This window comes from Kaistia hirudinis (genome assembly GCF_014196455.1).
GTDB lineage: Bacteria > Pseudomonadota > Alphaproteobacteria > Rhizobiales > Kaistiaceae > Kaistia > Kaistia hirudinis.
The window spans coordinates 25,438-43,943 of record NZ_JACIDS010000009.1; the positions used below are offsets into that span (position 1 = coordinate 25,438).

The window sequence follows — 18,506 nt, forward strand, 5'->3', positions numbered from 1 at the left end:
CGCTCAGACCAGAACGGGCTGACGCGCGATCTCGTCCTGGCCGAAGACGCGGCGATAGCGCGCGATCTCCTCGGCCGGGCCCGTCGCCTTGTTGGCATTGTCGGAGAGCTTGACCGCCGGCCGTCCATTGGCCTCGACCACCTTGCAGACCAGCGAGATGGCGGCGAGGCGGTCGTCCTTGCCGTCAGGGGCGCAGTCGCGGAAATCATTGGTGACGTTGGTGCCCCAGCCGATGGAGAGATTGACGCGACCGCGGAAATGGCGGACCGCATCCTCGATCGTGTCGATGTCCATGCCGTCGGACAGGACGATCAGCTTCTCGCGCGGATCGAGCCCATGCGAGGCCCACCAGGCGATCGCCTCTTCGGCGCCTTCGATCGGCGGCTTCGAATCCGGCCTGATGCCCTTCCAGGCGAGAATCCACTCCGGCGCATCCTTGAGGAACGCCGTGGTGCCATAGGTATCCGGCAGGATGACGAGCAGATTGCCGTCATACATCTCGGCCCAGTCCTTCAGCACCGCATAAGGCGCCTGATGCAGCGCCGCGTCGGTCTCGGCCAGCGCGGCATAAACCATCGGCAGCTCATGCGCATTGGTGCCGATCGCCTCGAGGCCCGCATCCATCGCCATCTTGACGTTGGAGGTGCCGACGAAATTCTCGCCGAGCCCCTCCTGCAGCGCCTCGACGCACCACTTTTGCCAGAGGAAGCCGTGGCGGCGGCGCGTGCCGAAATCCGCGATCTTGAGCGGCCCCTCGCGGCCGAGCAGACGCAGCCGCTCGATCTTGCCCCAGAGCTTGGCCTTCGCCTTGGCATAGAGCACGTCGAGCTCGAAGCGGCTCATGCCCTTGACCGCGGCGCGGGCGCGCAATTCGCTGACGATCGCAAGCGCCGGGATTTCCCAGAGCGTCGTCTCGCACCAGGGCCCCTCGAACAGCAGCTCATACTGTCCGTCCGCGGTGCGGTGCAGGTCATATTCGGGCAGCTGAAAATCCGCCAGCCAGTCCAGAAACTCGGGCTTGAAGATCTGCTTCACGCCATAGAACGAATTGCCGGCGAGCCAGATCAGTTCGTTCTTCTGGAAGCGAATGGTGCGGGCATGATCGAGCTGGTCGCGCAGCTCGCGCTCGTCGATCGCATCGGCGATCCGCACCGATTTGGTCCGGTTGATCAGGCCGAATGTCGCGCGCACATCGGGGTTCTTCTCCCGAATCAGCTGCAGCATCAGGAATTTGTAGAAATCGGTGTCGAGCAGCGAACGGATGATCGGATCGATCCGGAAGCCGTGATTGTAGACGCGTGTCGCAATATCGAGCGTCATGAAGTGTCCGTCCGGCGAAGCGGAGGAACGGCGGTGGCGTTCCCTCCTGAAGGCATGGCGACCGGTGGGCCCGGCCGTCCGACGTCACGCTTTGAAGCGTTTCACGCAATCAATCAGGCTGAAAGGCCCACCGCAAGGCCCGCGAGTCTCAGGCTGGCAATTCGGCCGGCCATCCGCCATATAGTCGCCCATGGCGGTCCGACGAGCGAGGCTCGGAACGCCCGTGGCAGCAGGCGCGGCATGACCATCCCCTTCGTCAAGATGAACGGAATCGGCAACGAGATCACCGTGGTGGACCTCCGCGGCGCCGGTCGTCGCCTGGATGGAGAGACCGCACGCCGCCTCGCCGCCGACCCGCGCACCGCCTTCGACCAGTTGATGGCGATCGAGCCGCCGCGGAGCGCCGGCACCGACGCGTTCATGACGATCTTCAACACCGATGGCTCGGTCTCCGGCGCCTGCGGCAACGGAACGCGCTGCGTCGCGCTGGTCCTCGCCGATGAGAGCGGCCGGCCGGAGCATGTGCTGGAGACCTCGGCGGGGCGTCTCGCGGTGCGCGCCGAGAATGCGTCGCGCATCACCGTTGACATGGGCACGCCGCGCTTCGGCTGGCAGGAGATCCCGCTCGCCGAGCCCTTCGCCGATACGCGCGCGATCGAACTGCAGGTCGGCCCGATCGACGCGCCGATCCTGCATTCGCCGTCAGTCGTCAATGTCGGCAATCCGCATGCGATCTTCTGGGTCGACGATGTCGAGGCCATCGACCTCGCGCGGATCGGCCCAATGCTGGAGCATCATCCGCTCTTCCCGGAGCGCGCCAATATCTCGCTGGCTTCCGTCACGTGCGACCATGCGCTGACGCTCAAGGTCTGGGAGCGTGGCGTCGGCCTGACGCGGGCTTGCGGCTCGGCCGCCTGCGCCGCCGCCGTCTGCGCCGCACGGACCGGTCGCACCGGGCGCAGCGTCGACGTCACGCTGCCGGGCGGTGTGCTGTCGATCGAATGGCGTGCCGACGACCACATCCTGATGACCGGCCCGGCCGAATATGAATGGTCCGGGACGATCGCGCTCGGGGACGAACTGGCGATCACCGTGGCCGAACAGCACGCGGTTCCGGCCTGAGGCTGGCCTTTCCGCCGGCTTTCGGCCATTAACGAGCCATGACCGCAGCGCGCCAGTCTCTCGACGTCCTCACATTCGGTTGCCGCCTGAACGCCCTCGAATCCGAGGTCATGCGCCAGCGCGCCCGCGAGGCGGGTCTCGAGGATGCCGTGCTGGTCAATAGCTGCGCCGTGACGGCGGAAGCCGTGAGCCAGGCGCGGCAGGCGATCCGCCGGGCGCGGCGGGAGCGGCCCGATGCGCGGATCGTGGTCACCGGCTGCGCGGCACAGATCGACCCGGCCGCTTTTGCCGCCATGCCCGAGGTCGACCGCGTGCTCGGCAATGCGGAGAAGCTGCTCGGCGCCTCCTACGATTTCTCCAACACGTTGGAAAATAAGGCGAATGTCGCCGACATCGCCGCGGTGCGCGAGACGGCCGGCCATCTCGTCGCCGGCATGGACGGGCACACCCGCGCCTTTGTCGAGATCCAGAACGGCTGCGACCATCGCTGCACCTTCTGCGTCATTCCCTATGGCCGCGGCCCGTCGCGCTCCGTGCCGATGGGCGCCGTGGTCGAGCAGATCCGCCGCCTGGTCGAGGCCGGCCATGGCGAGATCGTGCTGACGGGCGTCGACATCACCGCCTATGGCGCGGACCTGCCGGGCAAGCCGACGCTCGGCACGCTGGTCACCAAGATCTTGAAATTCCTGCCGGAATTGCTGCGCCTCCGCCTGTCCTCGCTCGATACGATCGAGGTCGACCCGGCACTGATGCGCGCAATCGGGACGGAGGAGCGGCTGATGCCGCATTTCCATCTCTCGCTCCAGGCCGGCGACGACATGATCCTGAAGCGGATGAAGCGGCGGCACCTCCGCGCCGATTCGCTCGCCTTCTGCGAGGCCGTGCGTCGCGAACGGCACGACGCGGTATTTGGGGCGGATCTGATCGCCGGCTTCCCGACCGAGAGCGAGGCGATGTTCGCCAATACGCTTCGCCTCGCGGAGGATTGCGGCCTCACCTTCCTGCATGTCTTCCCCTTCTCCGCGCGGCCGGGCACGCCCGCCGCCCGGATGCCGTCCTTGGCGAAAGAAGAAGTGAAGGCGCGGGCGGCGCGGCTGCGCGCCGAGGGCGCACGCCGGCTTTCGGCCTTTCTCGACGGCGAGATCGGGCGCACGCGGTCCGTCCTGGTCGAGCGCGGCGGCAAGGGACGGACCGAGCAGTTCGCGCCCGTCCGCATCGACGGCGTGGCGCCCGGGACCATCCTGCCGGTCCGGATCACCGGACGATCCGGCGGGGAACTTATTGCAGCGGCATTGGAACAGGCGGCCTGACCCATGAGTGAAGAGAAGAAGGGCTTCTTCCGCCGCATCTTCAGCGGCGGCAAGGAGACGACGGTCGAGACGCCCGAGACCGAGCTGCCGGAAATCGAGGCCGAGGCCGAAGAGACCTTCGAGGCGGCGGCAAGCGAACCGACGTCCCCGGAGCCACCCGCGCTTCCCGTGATCCCGGAGGCGCCGGTCGTTGCCGAGGCACCCGCGCCGCGCCTTTCCTGGTTCCAGCGCCTCAAGGCGGGATTGTCGCGGTCCTCGAGCGCGATCACGGACGGCATCGCCTCGGTCTTCACCAAGCGCAAGCTCGATGCCGCGACGCTGGAGGAGTTCGAGGATCTGCTGATCCAGGCCGATCTCGGCGTCGCCACCGCGAGCGCGATCACGGAGGCGCTCGCCAAGGGCCGCTTCGACAAGGAGATTGAGGGCGACGAGGTCAAGGCGATCCTCGCCGAGGAAGTCGGCCGCGTCCTAACGCCCGTCGCCCGGCCGCTGGTGATCGACGGGGCGCGGAAGCCCCATGTCATCCTGGTGGTCGGCGTCAACGGCACCGGCAAGACGACGACGATCGGCAAGCTGGCGGCGAAGTTCCGCGCCGAGGGCCGTTCCGTGATGCTCGCGGCCGGCGACACGTTCCGCGCCGCGGCGGTCGAGCAGTTGAAGATATGGGGTCAGCGCACCGGCGCGAGCGTCATCGCGCGGGCGACCGGGGCCGACGCGGCCGGCCTCGCCTTCGACGCGCTGAAGGAAGCGCAGGCCAACGGCACCGACGTGCTGCTGATCGACACGGCCGGCCGGCTGCAGAACCGCGCCGAGCTGATGGCGGAACTCGAAAAGATCATCCGCGTCATCAAGAAACACGATCCGAGCGCGCCGCACACCGTGCTGCTCACCCTGGATGCGACGACGGGCCAGAACGCGCTCTCGCAGGTCGAGATCTTCGGCCGCACAGCCGGCGTCACCGGCCTCGTCATGACCAAGCTCGACGGCACGGCGCGCGGCGGCATCCTGGTGGCGATCGCGGCGAGATTCGGCCTTCCCATCCACTTCATCGGCGTCGGCGAAGGCGTCGACGACCTCGAGCCCTTCGAGGCGAACGACTTCGCCCGCGCCATCGCCGGCATCGCGACGTGACGAAAATCCTTTAACCCGACCGAGATCCGCCCTATCTCGGACCGACCACCACACGAAGGCGGACGATGACGAACCTGCTCGAACGCGCGCCGAACGATCCCAAGCACAAGGATCTGAACCCGATCCTCAAGCTCGCCCTCGAGCTCGGCCCGCTCGGCGTGTTCTTCTTCGCCAATGCCCGCCTCGACATCTTCTGGGCGACAGGCGCCTTCATGGTCGCGACGCTGGTGGCGCTCGCCGTCTCCTTCGCGCTGACGCGGCGCCTGCCGATCATGCCGCTGGTCACCGGCATCGTCGTCGTCGTCTTCGGCGGGCTGACCCTCTACCTGCACGACGAAACCTTCATCAAGATGAAGCCGACCATCGTCAACGCGCTGTTCGGGCTCACCCTGCTTGGCGGCCTTCTCTTCGGCAAGGCGCTGCTCGGCTATGTCTTCGATTCCGTCTTCCACCTGACCGATGAAGGCTGGCGCAAGCTCACCTTCCGCTGGGGCGTCTTCTTCCTCGTCCTCGCCGTGCTCAACGAAGTGATCTGGCGGACCTTCCCGACCGATATCTGGGTGAATTTCAAGGTCTTCGGCATCATGCCGCTGACCTTCGTCTTCACGCTGCTGCAACTGCCATTGATCAACCGGACGACGATCGAGGACAAGAAGGCGGCGGAGTAGTCTTTCGACAGCCGTTCGCTGAGCGCCCTTCATTCATCCCGAACAGGTGTCATTGCCGGGCTCGACCCGGGATCCCTACAGCCGAGGCGGCAAGCGGCCACGCGCTTCAGGCTGCATGGATCCCGGCTTTCGCCGGGATGACGGAGAATGAACGATGCCGACGGTGCGCTAGCCCGCAACCGCCTTCTCGATCTCCGGCATCAGCTTTGCCTTGAGGCTTTCCTCGTCCAGCGGGCCGATGAATTTGTAGCGGATGGTGCCGTCGGGGCCGAGGAGGAAGGTTTCGGGGACGCCATAGACGCCCCAGTCGATCGCCGTGCGGCCGTTTGCGTCGACGCCGATCGCGGCAAAGGGGTTGCCGAGCTGGCCAAGGAAGCGGGCGGCGTTGTCCGCCTGGTCCTTGTAGTTGATGCCGACAAGACGGATGCGCGGGTCGCTCGCGAGCTGCTCCAGGATCGGATGCTCGGCGCGGCAGGGCGCGCACCAGGACGCCCAGACATTCACCAGCGTGGGCTTGCCCTTCAGCGCCTCCGTATCGAGGCCGGGAAGGTTCATGCCCGCGAGCGGCGGCAGCTTGGTCAGGGGGGCCGGCTTGCCGACCAGCACCGAGGGGACGAGCGCGGGATCGCCGCCTTTTTCGAGGCTGACGAGGAAGATGGTGAACAGCGCGGCGACGACGACGAGCGGCGCGAACATCACCACCCAAAAAAGCGGATGGCGCCGCGGCCGCGCCGTCTCGCTCGCGCTCTTGGGATCGCTCATGACGCGCTCCCGCCTTTCGCCGAGCGGCGGCGGATGCCGCGCGCTTCCAGCGCGGCGAGGCGGCGGCGCTGCGCCCGACCATCGAGCACGATCCACAGCGCCAGCGCGATCACGATGACGGCCGTCGCGCCATAGGCGGCGAGGATGAAGGACGCATGATTGCCGAGGTCGATCACGCGGCGGCCCCCGAGGCGGAGGCGACGGCGACCAGTTCCAGCGCGCGGATGCGGCGGCGCAGGATCTCGTTGCGCATCGCCATCAGCGCGAGCGCGAGGAAGAGCAGCGTCGCGCCGACGGCGCAGATGAAAAGCGGATAGAGCAGGCTCGCATCGATCGTCGAGCCGCCCATGCGGAAGACCGAGGCCGGCTGGTGCAACGTGTTCCACCAATCGACCGAGAACTTGATGATCGGGATGTTGACCGAACCGACGAGGATCAGCACCGCCGCGACGCGTCCGGCCCGGTTCGGATCCTCGACCGCGCTCCAGAGCGCCATCAGGCCGAGATACATCAGGAAGAGCACGAAGACCGAGGTGAGCCGCGCATCCCAAACCCACCATGTGCCCCACATCGGCTTGCCCCAGAGCGAGCCGGTGACGAGCGCGATCAGCGTGAAGGCGGCGCCCACGGGCGCGATCGCCTTGGCGGCGACATCGGCGAGGGGATGGCGCCAGACCAGCGTGCCGAGCGCCGAGGCCGCCATCAGCCCATAGCCGAACATGGACAGCCAGGCGGCCGGGACATGGATGAACATGATCTTCACCGTCTCGCCCTGCTGGTAATCGGGCGGGGCGACGAACAGCGCCAGATAGAGGCCGAGGCCGAGCACGACGGCCGTCGCCGCCCAGAGCCACGGCAGGATCCGGCCGGCGAGCGCCATGAAGCGGGTCGGGTTTGCGAGGTCGATCAGCGCCATGTCCACCTCAATAGGCGGGGTGCCGGCTTCCCGCAACGCTCCGCACTCCCGAACGGATCAAATTGCCGCGCACAACCCGTCATCGCGCGGGCGACGCCGGGGCAGGGCCGGCCGGACACGGCTCGATGGCGGCCGGGACAAGAGGGCAGAGGGTGGGTCCGTCCGGCAACGATAGCGATCAATCGCGACGAACTGTCGTGATTTGGCAAGTGAATCGCCACTGCCTTCCCTATTGATGGAAGTACCTTCAGCGGAGTGCCGAAGGCGAGCATGTGCATTCGAGGAAGAAAATTATGACGATCTCGCGTCGAAATCTGATGCTGGGCGGCGCTGCCGCGCTGGCCATGCCCGCCTTGTCGGGCGCGGCGTTCGCGCTCGACGGGCCGATCCATGATCTCGTCGAGACGACCGACGAGTTCCGGATTGCTTCGGACGCCTATGTCTTCGGCTATCCGCTCGTCACCATGGAGATGACGCGGCGGATCGTCACCAATGTCGCGAAGCAGGAAGGATCCCGCGGCCCCGAGGGCACGCTGATCAAGCTGCGCAGCTATCCGGATGCGAGCTTCCGCGACGTGACCGCGCCGAACGCGGACACGCTCTATACGACCGCCTTCTTCGATGTCGGCGACGAGCCCTGGGTGGTCAGCGTCCCCGACATGAAGGGCCGCTATTTCCTGCTGCCCTTCCTCTCCGGCTGGACCGACGTCTTCCAGGTCCCCGGCTCGCGCACGACCGGCACCGGCGCGCAGACCTATCTCGTCACCGGCCCCGGCTGGTCGGGCACGGTGCCGGACGGCATGGTGCAGCTCAAATCGCCGACCAGCATGGTCTGGATGCTCGGGCGCATCTATTGCACGGGCACGCCGGAGGATTATGCCGCCGTCCATGCGCTGCAGGACCAGTTCAAGCTCTACCCGCTCAGCAAGGGCCCGGACTATGTTCCGCCGGCCGGCAAGGTCGATCCGTCGATCGACATGAAGACGCCGGTCCGCGACCAGGTCAACGCGTTCACGGCGGCGGAGTATTTCACGCTCCTGGCCGATCTCATGAAGCGCAACCCGCCCGCGCCCGCCGACGCGCCGGCGCTGGAACAGTTCAAGACGATCGGTCTCGTCGCGGGCGAATCCTTCGATCCGAAGTCGGTCGACAAGCGCTGGGATAAGCGCCTGCCGTCGCTTTCCTTCGATCGCATCATGCTGCACTTCAAGGACAGCCATGGTGACGTCGAGGAGATCAATGGCTGGGGTTATACGACCAAGACCGGCGTCTATGGCACCGACTATCTGCAGCGCGCGCTCATCACCGCGATCGGCCTCGGCGCCAACCGGCCGCAGGACGCCGTCTATCCGACGTCGCTCAAGGATGAGCATCACCGGCACTATGACGGATCGAAGAACTATGTGCTCCGCTTCCCGGCCGGCCAGCTGCCCCCGGTCAAGGGCTTCTGGTCGCTGACCATGTATGACGAGGCGATGTTCTTCGTCGCCAACCCGATCAACCGCTACTCCATGAGCATCCGGACCAACCCGGTCTACGAGGCGGATGGTTCGCTCGTGATTCTCATCCAGAACGAGAGCCCGGGTGCCGGCAAGGAAGCCAACTGGCTGCCTTCGCCTAAGGGCCGCTTCAACCTGATGCTGCGCCTCTACTGGCCCGACGAGAGCCAGCCTTCCATCCTCGATGGATCCTGGGTCATTCCCCCGGTGACCAAGGCGGGCTGAGTCTTCCAGGGCCAGGACTCCCGCGCCCCCGAGGCGCGGGAGTCCATTCCGGCCGTTTCCCGGCCGCTCAGTGCACGGCCTTGGTCGTGATCACGTTGAACGAGGCCGGCTTCAGCTTGATGCGAAGCGTCTCGCCGTCCACGACCACGTCGCCATTTTCCTTCGGCACCACGGTGTTCGGCGCGTCCTTGGTATTGACCGCCTTCAGATTGGAATGGTGGATCTCCGTCGCGCCGACCAGCGCGCGGTTCTTGCCGAGCCCCCGCAGCTCGACCTCGACCTCGAGCGGATCGGAGAGGCTGCGATTGAGCGCGAACACCGTCGTCGTGCCGTCGGCGGGATTATCGACCACCGTCGCGTAGAGATACGGAATCTCCGGGAACGACTTGGCGATATAGGACGGTGAGTCCACGACCGTCCGCATCACGCGGCCATGGCCGAACTTCGAGGCGAGCGCGAAGGGGTGGAAGATCGTCTGGCGCCAGGCGGCGCCGCCGGTCTCGGTCATGATCGGGCCGATGACGTTGACGAGCTGCGCCAGGCACGCGGTCTTCACCCGATCGGCATTGTTCATCATCGCGATCAGTGCGCCGCCGACGACCAGCGCGTCCTCGGCATTGTAGACTTCCTCGATGAGGGGCGGGGCCTCGGGCCAGCCGGGCTTGCGCATATGCTCGATCTTGTGGGTCTTGTACCAGACGTTCCACTCGTCGAAGGACAGCATGATCCGCTTCTGCGAGCGGCGCTTGGCGCCGACGGCGTCGCAGATCGCGACGACCTCCTTGATGAAGGCGTCCATCAGCTCGATGACGCCGAAATATTCGGCGGTCGAATCGGCGTTGTTGTTGAAATAGGTGTGCAGCGAGATGAAATCGACCTCGTCATAGCAATGCTCGAGCACCTGATATTCCCAGGCGCCGTAAGTCGGCATGTTGCGATGCGATGAGCCGCAGGCGGCGAGCTGGATCGTCGGATCGACCCAGCGCATCACCTTCGCCGTTTCAAGCGCGGCGCGGCCATATTCCTCCGCCGTCTTGTGGCAGATCTGCCAGGGGCCATCCATCTCGTTGCCGAGGCACCAGAACTTGATGTCGTGCGGCTTCTCGTAGCCATGGGTCTTGCGCAGTTCCGAGAGCGTCGAGCCGCCGGCATGGTTGCAGTATTCGAGGAACTGGCGCGCCTCGTCGGGGCCCTTGGTGCCGAGATTGACGCCGAACATCGGCTCGATGCCCGCCTTCTTCGACCAGTCCATGAATTCGTTGGTGCCGAACTGGTTCGTCTCGGTCGAGAACCAGGCGAGGTCGCGCCGCACCGGCCGGTCTTCCTTCGGCCCGACGCCGTCCTCCCAATTATAGCCGGAGAGGAAGTTGCCGCCGGGATAGCGAATGATGGTGGGCCCGAGCTCGCGCGTCAGCTCCAGCACGTCGCCGCGGAAGCCCTGCTCGTCGGCAGTCGGATGGCCGGGCTCATAGATGCCGCCATAGACGCAGCGGCCCATATGCTCGACGAAAGCGCCGAACATGCGCCGGTCGAGGTCGGAGAGGACGAAATCGCGATCGACGATCAGGCGGGCTTTCAGCATGGCAGAGGTCTTTCGGGTCTCGAGGGAATGGCGGCGGTTCGCGGTGCGGGATTGCGTGGAAGGGGTCAGCCTTTAATGCCGGCCGACAGCGTGATCGCCTGCGTCACGCGGCGCTGGAACAGGAGATAGGCGGCCGTGACGGGGAAGCCGGCGAGCACGGCTCCGGCGAGGAGCTTGGCGTAATAGACGCCGAACGCGTCCTGCACCGAAGTGATGCCGACCGTCACGGTCATCATCCGCTCGTCCTGCGCGGCGAGAAATGGCCAGAGAAACGCGTTCCAGGCGCCGATGAAGGTGATGATCGCGAGGGCGGTGGTAATGCCCCAGTTCATCGGCAGGAAGATGCGGAACAGGAGCTGGAACTCGTTCGCGCCGTCGATGACGGCCGCCTCGCGGAATTCCTTCGGCACGGAATCGAAGAACTGCTTGTAGATGATGGCCGTCACCGGGGCGATCAGCATCGGCAGGATGATGCCGAGATGCGTGTTCACCAGCCCGACGCCGGCGATGATCACGAAATGGTTCACGATCAGCGCCGGAACCGGGATCATGAAGCTGGCGAGGATCATCCACCAGAGCGCGGTGCGGCCGGGGAAGCGGAGCTGCGAGATCGCATAGCCGCAGCAGGCCGAGAGCAGCACGACCAGCGCCGTGACGGACACGGAGACGATGGTCGAATTGACGTACCAGATGGCGAGGTTCGAATTGCGGATCATGTAGAGATAGCCGTCCAGTGTCGGCTGGAGCGGCAACACGCTCATGCTCTTCACCGTCTCGTCCTCGGGCCGGAAGCTCGTCACCAGCGCCCAATAGATCGGGAAGAACCAGAGACAGGCGCAGATCACCGTCAGGATCGTCAGAAGGACGGCGCCGGCATCGAAATGGCCGCGGCGGCCAGCGATGTAAGCGCGCGAGGCGGGCGATGTCTCGGTCATGTGCCCCTCCGCAGACGGGCCGCCTGGAGCTGCAGCACGGACACGGCGACGACGATCACGAACAGCGCCACGGCGATGGTCGCGGCATAGCCGCCATTGTTGCGCTGGAAGCCCTGCTCGAAGATGTACTGGACCATCACCATGGTCACCTGCGTCCGGCCGCCCATCGAGAACAGATAGACCTGGTCGAAGATCTTGAGCTGCAGGATGAGCTGGATCGTCAGGCAGAGCACCGTGACCGGCCACAGCAGCGGCCATGTCACCCGCCAGAACACCTGGGTCCGCGACGCGCCGTCGAGCAGCGCCGCCTCGTAGATCTCCTTCGGGATATTGCGGATGCCGGCGAGGAAGAGGAGGATCGAGAACCCATTGGTCCACCAGATGGTGACGATGGCGACGCCCGGCATGAACCAGGGGATCGTTCGCCAGACATTGACCGGCTTGCCTGTGAACAGCGCGATGACGGGCTGCAGCACGCCGAACTGCACATTCACCATCCAGTCCCAGAGGATGTAGACCACGGTCACGGGCAGGACGTAGGGCACGAAGAACATGGCGAGGATGATGCTCTGGAACCAGCCATTGAGGCGGCTTACCATCAGCGCGATGGCGAGGGCCACCGCCGTGCCGGGGACGACCGTCAGCAGCACGAAATAGGCGGTGTTCCAGACCGCGGTCTTGAACGTGCGGTCGGAGAGCAGCTTCGTATAGTTCTTGAGTCCGGCCCAGGTGCCTTCGCCGATCAGCGGCGCGTTCTGGAAGCTCAGATGGACCATCTGGATGGTCGGGTAGATGAACATCCAGGCATAGAGGGCGACGAAGGGGCCGGCGAGGACGATCGCCGCCAGGACTTCGCTCTTCCGGCTTTTCAGCATTGCGGCCTCGTTCCACTGTCCCATGGCCGGAGACCGGCCATGGGAGCGCAATGGGATCGCGTTACTGGAGGTCGTTCAGCGTGTCGCGGAACTCGGTGACGGCCGTCGTCACATCGACCTCGCCATTGATCGCGGGCGTCAGCGCATTGCCGGCGGCGTCGAACAGCGGCGAGGCGACGCCGGCGAACTTCGACTGCGGATCATAGATCATGTTGGCGGTGAGCGGCGCATAGGTCGCCTGCGGCTGCATGGCCTTGTACTCGGCCGAGTCCGTCACGGCCTTGTTCGCAGGAATGTGGCCGGCCGTCGCCCAGAAGAGCGCATGATCCTCCATCCACTTGATCACCTCGAGCACGGCGGCGTGCTTCTCCGGCGTCTGCGGCTTGCCCTTGTTGTTCGGGATCGCGAAGGTATGCGAGTCCGAATAGGTGCAGGGCTTGTCGAACAGGACGGGCAGCTCGATGGCGCCCCAGTTGAACAGCTTGCCCTGCGCCTGGAGGTCGGTCATCGTCGGTACTTCCCAGACGCCGTTGACCATCATGGCCGCATCACCCGTCGTGAACAGCGCGACGGTCGACGGATAGTCGGTATTGGCCGGCGCATGGCCGTTCTTCACCCAATCGGCCTCGACCTGGACCGCATTGACCATCTTCTGCAGATTGTCGCCCGGCAGCCAGTTGCCGTCGCCGCCGACCACGCCGCCCTGCTGGCACAGGAGCGAATAGAAGGTGCGATACGCGAAGTCGCCATTGGCGGTGACCGTCGCCAGACCGTATTTGGTGCCGCCATCCTGCAGCTTCTTCATCGCGGCGGCGAAATTGTCGACGCCGTTGAGGCCCTTGGGCAGGCCGTCATCGCCGATCAGCCCCGCGGCCGCCAGCTTGTCCTTGTTGTAGTAGAGAACGATCGGATGCTGATCGAACGGCACCGCATATTGCTTGCCGTCGACATGGACCGCGGCCCAGGGCGCCTTGGCGAAGCTGGCCTCGCTGAGCCCCATGACGGTCATGTCCTCGGGCGTGATCTCGGTCAGCGTGTCCTGGCCCACCGCGAGCGGGATGCGCGAGGAGTGATAAGTCATCAGGTCCGGGCCGGCGCCGACAGCGGCCGAGGTCTGGACCTTGGAATAGAAGGGCGTGCCCCAGTCGAGCGTCGTCGCCTGGATCTCGATCGTGTCCTTGTGATCGGTGTTGAAGTCCTCGATCAGCTTCTTCATGCGGACGCCGTCACCGCCGCCGAGGAAGTCCCACCAGACGACGGTTTCCTTCGCCTGGGCGCCGGCGGTGAGTGCCAGAAGCGCCGCGGTGGCGAGAGCCTTTCGCAAGAATCCACGCATGTCGTTTCCTCCTCCTTTGAGTCGCCTCCCCAGGCCTTCCATAAGGCCTCTCCTCCGGCGACGTTTCTCGGCGTCCGGGCTTGGCCGTGACGCTTTGTTCCGGCCGTCTCCGGCCGGCGCAACGCAAAGAAAACTCTGCGGCGGCCCGTGCGGGCGCCGTTCATTTCGTCCTGCGAAGTCGGATCGGGAGATGCCGCTCCTCCGGGTCACGCCTTGGCGATTTTTCCCGACGACCTTTCCCTAATTCCTCCCAATGGTATTATCATATGCATGGGATCATGGTTTTGATCGCCGCCTTTGTCAACCGGCGGTCGGCAGCCGCGACGGCCACCCGGGGCAGGGATGGCCGAACGAGAAGAAACCGCGTAGGGGAAGAGCGTGTCGGGAGAGCGCGGGATGCTTGAGCGGGAAATCCTTGCCGGAACGATGAGCTCCCAGGTGGCGAACCATCTTGGTGTGCGGATCGTCTCGGGGGATTTCGGGCCGGGTGCGGCGCTCCCGATCGAGAGCGAACTCTGCGAATATTACGGCGTTTCGCGCACCACGGTCCGCGAGGCGGTGAAGAGCCTCGCCGGCAAGAGGCTGATCGAGGTGTCGCCGAAAGTCGGCACCCGCGTGCTGCCCTTCTCGGAATGGAACCTGCTCGATCGCGACGTGCTCGCCTGGCGGCTGCAGGCCCAGTTCGACGTCAAGATCGTCGAGGACATCTTCGAGATGCGGCTATGCTTCGAGCCGCGCGCATCCTATCTCGCCGCCCGCGACGGGACGGCTGAGGATCATGCGCTGATCGATCATCATTTCGTCGAGCTCGCCGCCGCCCATGAGCAGAGGCTGCCGGTGAAGACGATCTCGGAATCGGCGCTCGAATTCCACCTGGCCGTGATCAACGCCTCGCATAACGGCCTGTTCGTGACGATCGGCAGCGCGGTCAAATCGGCGCTGCGCGTTTCCTCCGAGATGCTGCAGCGCCATGCCGGCCCGCCGAGCGAGGACATCGCGCTGCACGACGCCGTCCGCACCGCGATCGTCGGCCGACGGCCGAAGGAGGCGGCGCGGGCGATGGAGAACCTGCTGGCCGCGGCCCGCGAGCGGCTGCTGCCGCTCACGGTCGACGCAGCCGAATAGGCGCGCAGGCTTCAGCCGACGACCGGAAGACCCGCGGCCATCCAGGCGCGGATGCCACCGCGCATATGCTGGTTGTTGGGCAGGCCGGCATCGAGGCAAGCCTCGACCGCCCGCGCCGAACGCCCGCCGACAGCGCATTGGAACACGATCGGCTTGTCGCCCGGCGGGATCGCCGCCGGATCGAAGGTCGAGAGCGGAAAGAGCTCGGCGCCCTCGATATGGGCGGCGTCATATTCCTGCGGCTCGCGCACGTCGATCAGGCGGATCTCGCCGGCGGCGAGACGGGCGGCGACATCAGCAGGGGCGAGTTCGACGAGCGTCAGGGTTGACGTCATTTCCTATTGAACCTCATGCGGAGTCCGGCGTGGCCGGACGGGGATAGCAAGTCTCGGACGGGGACCGTCTTTACATTCACAGATATGAATGTAAGGACGGTCCGTCAAGGCGTGCCGAGCGCGCTCCAGGGCTGCGTCGTCGTGGTCACCGGCGCGCGCCGTGCGGCGGCTTCGTCCATCGTCAGCGCGAGATAGTGATCCTGCGCCGCTTCCGCGAAGGAATAGAACGGCACGCCCGTCTCGACATAGGTCCGCATGCCATCGAGACAGGCCGCGACCGCGATCTCGTCGTCGCTGAACCGCGCCTCGGGGTAGGGGTTGCGATAGGCCCAGTCGCCGCCGGCGAGGATACCGTCATTGTGATAGCCCTCGAGATTGGCGAAATGGCCGGTGTCGCGGCGCTCGAGCTTCAGGAAGACGGGCGTGCGCTGGTCGCGCAGATAAGTCAGCGCGTCGCCGGCGATCTCGCCGCGTTCGCCGCGGACGGTGAGGCGCGGCGTGCGGATCCAGCCGTGATACTGGTCGCCGGTGAAATCGAAGACGCCGAGGCGATCGCCGAAATCGAAGGTCGCGATGGTCTGCGCCGACGGCACGATCTCTTCGTTCGCCGGCGGCTGATAGCGGTCCGGGCTCTTCACGATCGGCAGCGCGAAGGCCTGGGCGGCGATCGTCGCGTTCTCGAAGCCGATGCCGAGATATTTCCGGATCAGGCTGGTGCCGTGATAGCCATGCGCGACCGCGACATGGGCATAGCTCGGCGTGCCGATGCGGCCGGATGCGATCAGCGCCAGCCGCGCGGCATGGGTCGGCTGCAGGAAATATTGCTCGGCGACCTGCACGCGCGCGCCGCCAGCGACGAGCGCGCCGACGCGGAGCAGCCCGGCGAGATCCTCGGCCGGCGGCGTTTCCGCCAGGATCGGCATGCCGCAGGCGGCGAGCGCCGCAATCTGGTCGACGACCGCCGCGCGCGGCACCGAGACCACCGTGAAGCCCGCCTCCGCCGTCGCCGCCATAGCCTCGATCGAGGCAAAGACCGGCACGCCCCAGTCTCGTGCATACGCCTCGCGCCGCTCGGCGCTGCGCGACACGAGGCCCGTGACCCGGAAGCGCTCCGGCAGGCTCGCGGCGATGCGCAGGAAGAATTCGCTCCGCCAGCCCGTACCGACGATCGCGAAGGGATAGGGCGCCATCAACTCACCTCGGGTCTCGGATCACCGCCGGCCGGCGGCCTCGCGGAGATTATATCGTTTCAAGCGGCAGGAAAACCGATGCCTCCGTCACCCACGGGCGCGCCTCCGGCGTGATTGACAGGCCCTCGCAAAGGCAATACTTAAGTACATGCTTAACAGTCAGTCCGCTCTCGACCTGATGTTTCAGGCTCTGGCCGATGCCTCGCGGCGATCCATGGTCGAACGGCTCTGCCGCGGCCCGGCCTCCGTGAGCGAGCTTGCCGCGCCGCTGGCCATGTCGCTGCCTGCGGTCGTGCAGCATCTGCAGGTGCTGGAGGCGAGCGGGCTGGTGCGGAGCGAGAAGGTCGGCCGCGTTCGCACTTGCGCGATCCAGCCGGCGGCGCTGCGCGCGGCCGAGACCTGGATTCACGAGCGGCGCCTGTTTTGGGAACACCGGCTCGACCAGCTCGGCGCGTTTCTCGCCGAACAAGGCGACGAGGACAAAGGGAGGACACCATGAGCCCACGATCCGCCGTTCACGCGACTTTCGTCATCGAGAAGCACTATCCGGCGACGCCCGAACGGGTCTTCGCCGCCTTCGCCGATCCGAAGCTGAAGGCGCGCTGGTTCGTCGGCCCGTCGGAATGGGGACCGAGCGAACATCGGGTCGATTTTCGCGTCGGCGGGCGGGAGCTGAACGCCGGCGGCCCGGCCGAGGGACCGAAACACCGCTTCGACGCGCTCTATCAGGACATCGTGCCGAATGAGCGCATCGTCTTCACCTATGACATGCACCTCGACGCGAACCGGATTTCGGTGTCGCTCACGACGATCGAGTTTGCGCCGGCGGATGGCGGCACGGCACTCAAGTTCACCGAGCAGGGCGTGTTCCTGGACGGCTATGACGATGCCGGCAGCCGCGAGCACGGCACGCGCCTGTTGCTCGACCAGCTCGGCGCTGCGCTCGCCCATGGCGACGCCGCCCACTGACCCCCGAGGAGGACGCTTCGATGGAGAACGCAATCGCGGGATTGGCCCGGCGCTATTTCGATGCCTTCCAGGCCGCCGATCGCGCGGCGATGGAAGCGCTGCTCGCGCCCGACTTCACCTTCACCAGCCCGTTCGACGACCACATCAGCCGCGAGGCCTATTTCACGCGCTGCTGGCCCCATGCCGGCTCGTTCCGCTTTCGCGACGACAAGGCGATCTTTGTGGACGGGTCGAACTGCGTCATCGTCTATGAAACCGAGGGCAAGTCGGGCGGAACCTTTCGCAATGCGGAGCTGTTCCGCTTTGCCGATGGACAGTTGCGCTCGATCGACGTCTTCTTCGGTTTCATACCGAAAGAGATCCTCAAGCAGTCGGATTGATGGGAGACGTGACCATGCGCAAGGTGATCCTGTCGATGTTCATGAGCCTCGATGGCTTCATCGAGGGGCCGAACCACGAATTCGTGCCGCCGGACTGGTCGGACGACCTGTCGCGGTACTGGGTCGAACCCAATCTCGCAACGACCGGGACGATCCTCTATGGCCGCGTCTGCTATCTGATGAACGCCGCCTTCTGGCAGCCCGCCGCAACCGACCCCGACAGCCCAGCCGCGCGGATCGACCATGCGCCGCTGATGAACAGGCTGGAAAAGGTCGTGTTCTCGCGCTCTCTGGAGACTCCGGTCTGGGACAATTCGCGGATCGTCAGCGGCGATGTCGCCGCGGAGATCGAGCGGCTCAGAACAGAGCCCGGCGGCGACATCGTCATGTTCGGCGGCGCGGGCATCGCATCCTGGTGCATGCGACACCGTTTGTTTGACGAATATCGCTTCATGATCACACCCCTCGTTCTCGGCGCCGGCAACCCGCTCTTTCGCGGCGGCCATGAGCGCTTCAAACTCGAACTGATCGAGAGCCGCACGCTCGATACCGGCGCGATCATCCTGCACTACCGCGATCCTCACCGACGCGCCTGAGCGGCACGGCTGGACTTCGCCTGTCGCGCGAGCTATCGGGTCGGACGGTTTCACGGCTGTCCCGATGGGTGATGGCCCAGCCGCAGCCATAGGGTCGCGGGACTGCCCGCGCGAGGGTCGAGGATGAATCAGCCTCTGATGGAAGTCCGTCCCGCCGATCTCGTGCCCGAGCTCAGCGTCGTCATCCCGACCTTCAACGAGTGCGGCAATGTCGCGCCGCTGGTCGAGCG

Annotated in this window: 20 protein-coding genes; 10 read left to right on the forward strand and 10 right to left on the reverse strand. The window is 65.8% G+C overall.

Annotation, left to right across the window (positions count from 1 at the left end; translation table 11 throughout):
• Positions 1–3: 3 nt before the first annotated feature.
• Complete coding sequence (pncB, locus tag GGR25_RS24335; RefSeq protein ID WP_183401503.1) at positions 4–1,320, reverse strand: nicotinate phosphoribosyltransferase; 1,317 nt, start codon at positions 1,318–1,320, stop codon at positions 4–6.
• Positions 1,321–1,560: 240 nt separating this feature from the next.
• Here pncB and dapF point away from each other — a divergent pair, with 240 nt between their 5' ends.
• The 4 genes from dapF to GGR25_RS24355 all read left to right on the forward strand — a co-directional run bounded on the left by dapF (position 1,561) and on the right by GGR25_RS24355 (position 5,551).
• The gene (dapF, locus tag GGR25_RS24340) at positions 1,561–2,442 is read left to right on the forward strand and encodes a diaminopimelate epimerase (protein ID WP_183401504.1); all 882 of its coding nucleotides are present in this window, start codon (positions 1,561–1,563) and stop codon (positions 2,440–2,442) included.
• Between the two features lie 38 nt (positions 2,443–2,480).
• Positions 2,481–3,752: a tRNA (N(6)-L-threonylcarbamoyladenosine(37)-C(2))-methylthiotransferase MtaB gene (gene mtaB / locus GGR25_RS24345; protein ID WP_183401505.1), complete on the forward strand. Its 1,272-nt coding sequence runs from the start codon at positions 2,481–2,483 to the stop codon at positions 3,750–3,752.
• A gap of 3 nt (positions 3,753–3,755) precedes the next feature.
• Positions 3,756–4,883 (forward strand): signal recognition particle-docking protein FtsY, encoded by a 1,128-nt coding sequence (gene ftsY, locus GGR25_RS24350; protein ID WP_183401506.1) that lies wholly within the window; start codon positions 3,756–3,758, stop codon positions 4,881–4,883.
• A 65-nt stretch (positions 4,884–4,948) separates the two neighbouring features.
• On the forward strand, positions 4,949–5,551 hold the full coding sequence (locus GGR25_RS24355; protein ID WP_183401507.1) for a septation protein A: 603 nt from the start codon (positions 4,949–4,951) through the stop codon (positions 5,549–5,551).
• A 168-nt stretch (positions 5,552–5,719) separates the two neighbouring features.
• On the opposite strand, the gene GGR25_RS24360 is transcribed toward GGR25_RS24355, so the two are convergent.
• The 3 genes from GGR25_RS24360 to GGR25_RS24370 are packed head-to-tail and all read right to left on the reverse strand — an operon-like array spanning position 5,720 to position 7,229.
• Complete coding sequence (locus GGR25_RS24360) at positions 5,720–6,313, reverse strand: DsbE family thiol:disulfide interchange protein (protein WP_183401508.1); 594 nt, start codon at positions 6,311–6,313, stop codon at positions 5,720–5,722.
• Positions 6,310–6,489 (reverse strand): heme exporter protein CcmD, encoded by a 180-nt coding sequence (ccmD, locus tag GGR25_RS24365; RefSeq protein WP_183401509.1) that lies wholly within the window; start codon positions 6,487–6,489, stop codon positions 6,310–6,312. The genes GGR25_RS24360 and ccmD overlap by 4 nt, the downstream gene beginning before the upstream one ends.
• Positions 6,486–7,229 carry a heme ABC transporter permease gene (locus GGR25_RS24370; RefSeq protein WP_183401510.1) on the reverse strand — a complete coding sequence of 248 codons (744 nt, stop codon included), beginning with the start codon at positions 7,227–7,229 and terminating at the stop codon, positions 6,486–6,488. The genes ccmD and GGR25_RS24370 overlap by 4 nt, the downstream gene beginning before the upstream one ends.
• 293 nt (positions 7,230–7,522) lie before the next feature.
• Here GGR25_RS24370 and GGR25_RS24375 point away from each other — a divergent pair, with 293 nt between their 5' ends.
• The gene (locus GGR25_RS24375) at positions 7,523–8,953 is read left to right on the forward strand and encodes a DUF1254 domain-containing protein (protein ID WP_183401511.1); all 1,431 of its coding nucleotides are present in this window, start codon (positions 7,523–7,525) and stop codon (positions 8,951–8,953) included.
• A 67-nt stretch (positions 8,954–9,020) separates the two neighbouring features.
• Here the strand turns inward: GGR25_RS24375 and arfA are convergent, their stop codons facing one another.
• From arfA to GGR25_RS24395, 4 genes are all read right to left on the reverse strand, one after another.
• Complete coding sequence (gene arfA, locus GGR25_RS24380) at positions 9,021–10,532, reverse strand: arabinosylfuranosidase ArfA (RefSeq protein WP_380147712.1); 1,512 nt, start codon at positions 10,530–10,532, stop codon at positions 9,021–9,023.
• Between the two features lie 68 nt (positions 10,533–10,600).
• Entirely contained in the window at positions 10,601–11,470 is an 870-nt protein-coding gene (locus tag GGR25_RS24385) for a carbohydrate ABC transporter permease (RefSeq protein WP_183401513.1), read from the reverse strand.
• Positions 11,467–12,345 (reverse strand): carbohydrate ABC transporter permease, encoded by an 879-nt coding sequence (locus GGR25_RS24390; RefSeq protein ID WP_183401514.1) that lies wholly within the window; start codon positions 12,343–12,345, stop codon positions 11,467–11,469. The genes GGR25_RS24385 and GGR25_RS24390 overlap by 4 nt, the downstream gene beginning before the upstream one ends.
• 61 nt (positions 12,346–12,406) lie before the next feature.
• A complete protein-coding gene (locus GGR25_RS24395) occupies positions 12,407–13,681 on the reverse strand; it encodes an extracellular solute-binding protein (protein ID WP_183401515.1) in 1,275 nt (424 codons plus the stop codon).
• Between the two features lie 396 nt (positions 13,682–14,077).
• On the opposite strand from GGR25_RS24395, the gene GGR25_RS24400 reads away from it, so the two are divergent.
• Complete coding sequence (locus tag GGR25_RS24400; protein WP_246410322.1) at positions 14,078–14,806, forward strand: FadR/GntR family transcriptional regulator; 729 nt, start codon at positions 14,078–14,080, stop codon at positions 14,804–14,806.
• Between the two features lie 11 nt (positions 14,807–14,817).
• On the opposite strand, the gene GGR25_RS24405 is transcribed toward GGR25_RS24400, so the two are convergent.
• Together GGR25_RS24405 and GGR25_RS24410 are read right to left on the reverse strand one after the other, a co-directional pair.
• Complete coding sequence (locus tag GGR25_RS24405) at positions 14,818–15,141, reverse strand: rhodanese-like domain-containing protein (RefSeq protein WP_183401516.1); 324 nt, start codon at positions 15,139–15,141, stop codon at positions 14,818–14,820.
• Between the two features lie 104 nt (positions 15,142–15,245).
• Positions 15,246–16,331 (reverse strand): Gfo/Idh/MocA family protein, encoded by a 1,086-nt coding sequence (locus tag GGR25_RS24410; protein ID WP_183401517.1) that lies wholly within the window; start codon positions 16,329–16,331, stop codon positions 15,246–15,248.
• Positions 16,332–16,479: 148 nt separating this feature from the next.
• Between GGR25_RS24410 and GGR25_RS24415 the strand changes: the two genes are divergently transcribed.
• The 4 genes from GGR25_RS24415 to GGR25_RS24430 are packed head-to-tail and all read left to right on the forward strand — an operon-like array spanning position 16,480 to position 18,276.
• Complete coding sequence (locus tag GGR25_RS24415; protein WP_183401518.1) at positions 16,480–16,830, forward strand: ArsR/SmtB family transcription factor; 351 nt, start codon at positions 16,480–16,482, stop codon at positions 16,828–16,830.
• Positions 16,827–17,300 (forward strand): SRPBCC family protein, encoded by a 474-nt coding sequence (locus GGR25_RS24420; protein WP_183401519.1) that lies wholly within the window; start codon positions 16,827–16,829, stop codon positions 17,298–17,300. Before GGR25_RS24415 ends, GGR25_RS24420 begins: the two co-directional genes overlap by 4 nt.
• Positions 17,301–17,320: 20 nt before the next feature.
• Entirely contained in the window at positions 17,321–17,680 is a 360-nt protein-coding gene (locus tag GGR25_RS24425; protein WP_183401520.1) for a nuclear transport factor 2 family protein, read from the forward strand.
• Positions 17,681–17,694: 14 nt separating this feature from the next.
• The gene (locus GGR25_RS24430) at positions 17,695–18,276 is read left to right on the forward strand and encodes a dihydrofolate reductase family protein (RefSeq protein ID WP_183401521.1); all 582 of its coding nucleotides are present in this window, start codon (positions 17,695–17,697) and stop codon (positions 18,274–18,276) included.
• Positions 18,277–18,506: the final 230 nt, after the last annotated feature.

Coding starts and splice junctions, on each gene's coding strand:
- pncB (WP_183401503.1), bottom strand. CDS start 1,320: ATGACGCTCGATATTGCGACACGCGTCTACAATCACGGCTTCCGGATC.
- dapF (WP_183401504.1), top strand. CDS start 1,561: ATGACCATCCCCTTCGTCAAGATGAACGGAATCGGCAACGAGATCACC.
- mtaB (WP_183401505.1), top strand. CDS start 2,481: ATGACCGCAGCGCGCCAGTCTCTCGACGTCCTCACATTCGGTTGCCGC.
- ftsY (WP_183401506.1), top strand. CDS start 3,756: ATGAGTGAAGAGAAGAAGGGCTTCTTCCGCCGCATCTTCAGCGGCGGC.
- GGR25_RS24355 (WP_183401507.1), top strand. CDS start 4,949: ATGACGAACCTGCTCGAACGCGCGCCGAACGATCCCAAGCACAAGGAT.
- GGR25_RS24360 (WP_183401508.1), bottom strand. CDS start 6,313: ATGAGCGATCCCAAGAGCGCGAGCGAGACGGCGCGGCCGCGGCGCCAT.
- GGR25_RS24370 (WP_183401510.1), bottom strand. CDS start 7,229: ATGGCGCTGATCGACCTCGCAAACCCGACCCGCTTCATGGCGCTCGCC.
- GGR25_RS24375 (WP_183401511.1), top strand. CDS start 7,523: ATGACGATCTCGCGTCGAAATCTGATGCTGGGCGGCGCTGCCGCGCTG.
- GGR25_RS24385 (WP_183401513.1), bottom strand. CDS start 11,470: ATGACCGAGACATCGCCCGCCTCGCGCGCTTACATCGCTGGCCGCCGC.
- GGR25_RS24390 (WP_183401514.1), bottom strand. CDS start 12,345: ATGCTGAAAAGCCGGAAGAGCGAAGTCCTGGCGGCGATCGTCCTCGCC.
- GGR25_RS24395 (WP_183401515.1), bottom strand. CDS start 13,681: ATGCGTGGATTCTTGCGAAAGGCTCTCGCCACCGCGGCGCTTCTGGCA.
- GGR25_RS24400 (WP_246410322.1), top strand. CDS start 14,078: ATGCTTGAGCGGGAAATCCTTGCCGGAACGATGAGCTCCCAGGTGGCG.
- GGR25_RS24405 (WP_183401516.1), bottom strand. CDS start 15,141: ATGACGTCAACCCTGACGCTCGTCGAACTCGCCCCTGCTGATGTCGCC.
- GGR25_RS24410 (WP_183401517.1), bottom strand. CDS start 16,331: ATGGCGCCCTATCCCTTCGCGATCGTCGGTACGGGCTGGCGGAGCGAA.
- GGR25_RS24415 (WP_183401518.1), top strand. CDS start 16,480: ATGCTTAACAGTCAGTCCGCTCTCGACCTGATGTTTCAGGCTCTGGCC.
- GGR25_RS24420 (WP_183401519.1), top strand. CDS start 16,827: ATGAGCCCACGATCCGCCGTTCACGCGACTTTCGTCATCGAGAAGCAC.
- GGR25_RS24425 (WP_183401520.1), top strand. CDS start 17,321: ATGGAGAACGCAATCGCGGGATTGGCCCGGCGCTATTTCGATGCCTTC.
- GGR25_RS24430 (WP_183401521.1), top strand. CDS start 17,695: ATGCGCAAGGTGATCCTGTCGATGTTCATGAGCCTCGATGGCTTCATC.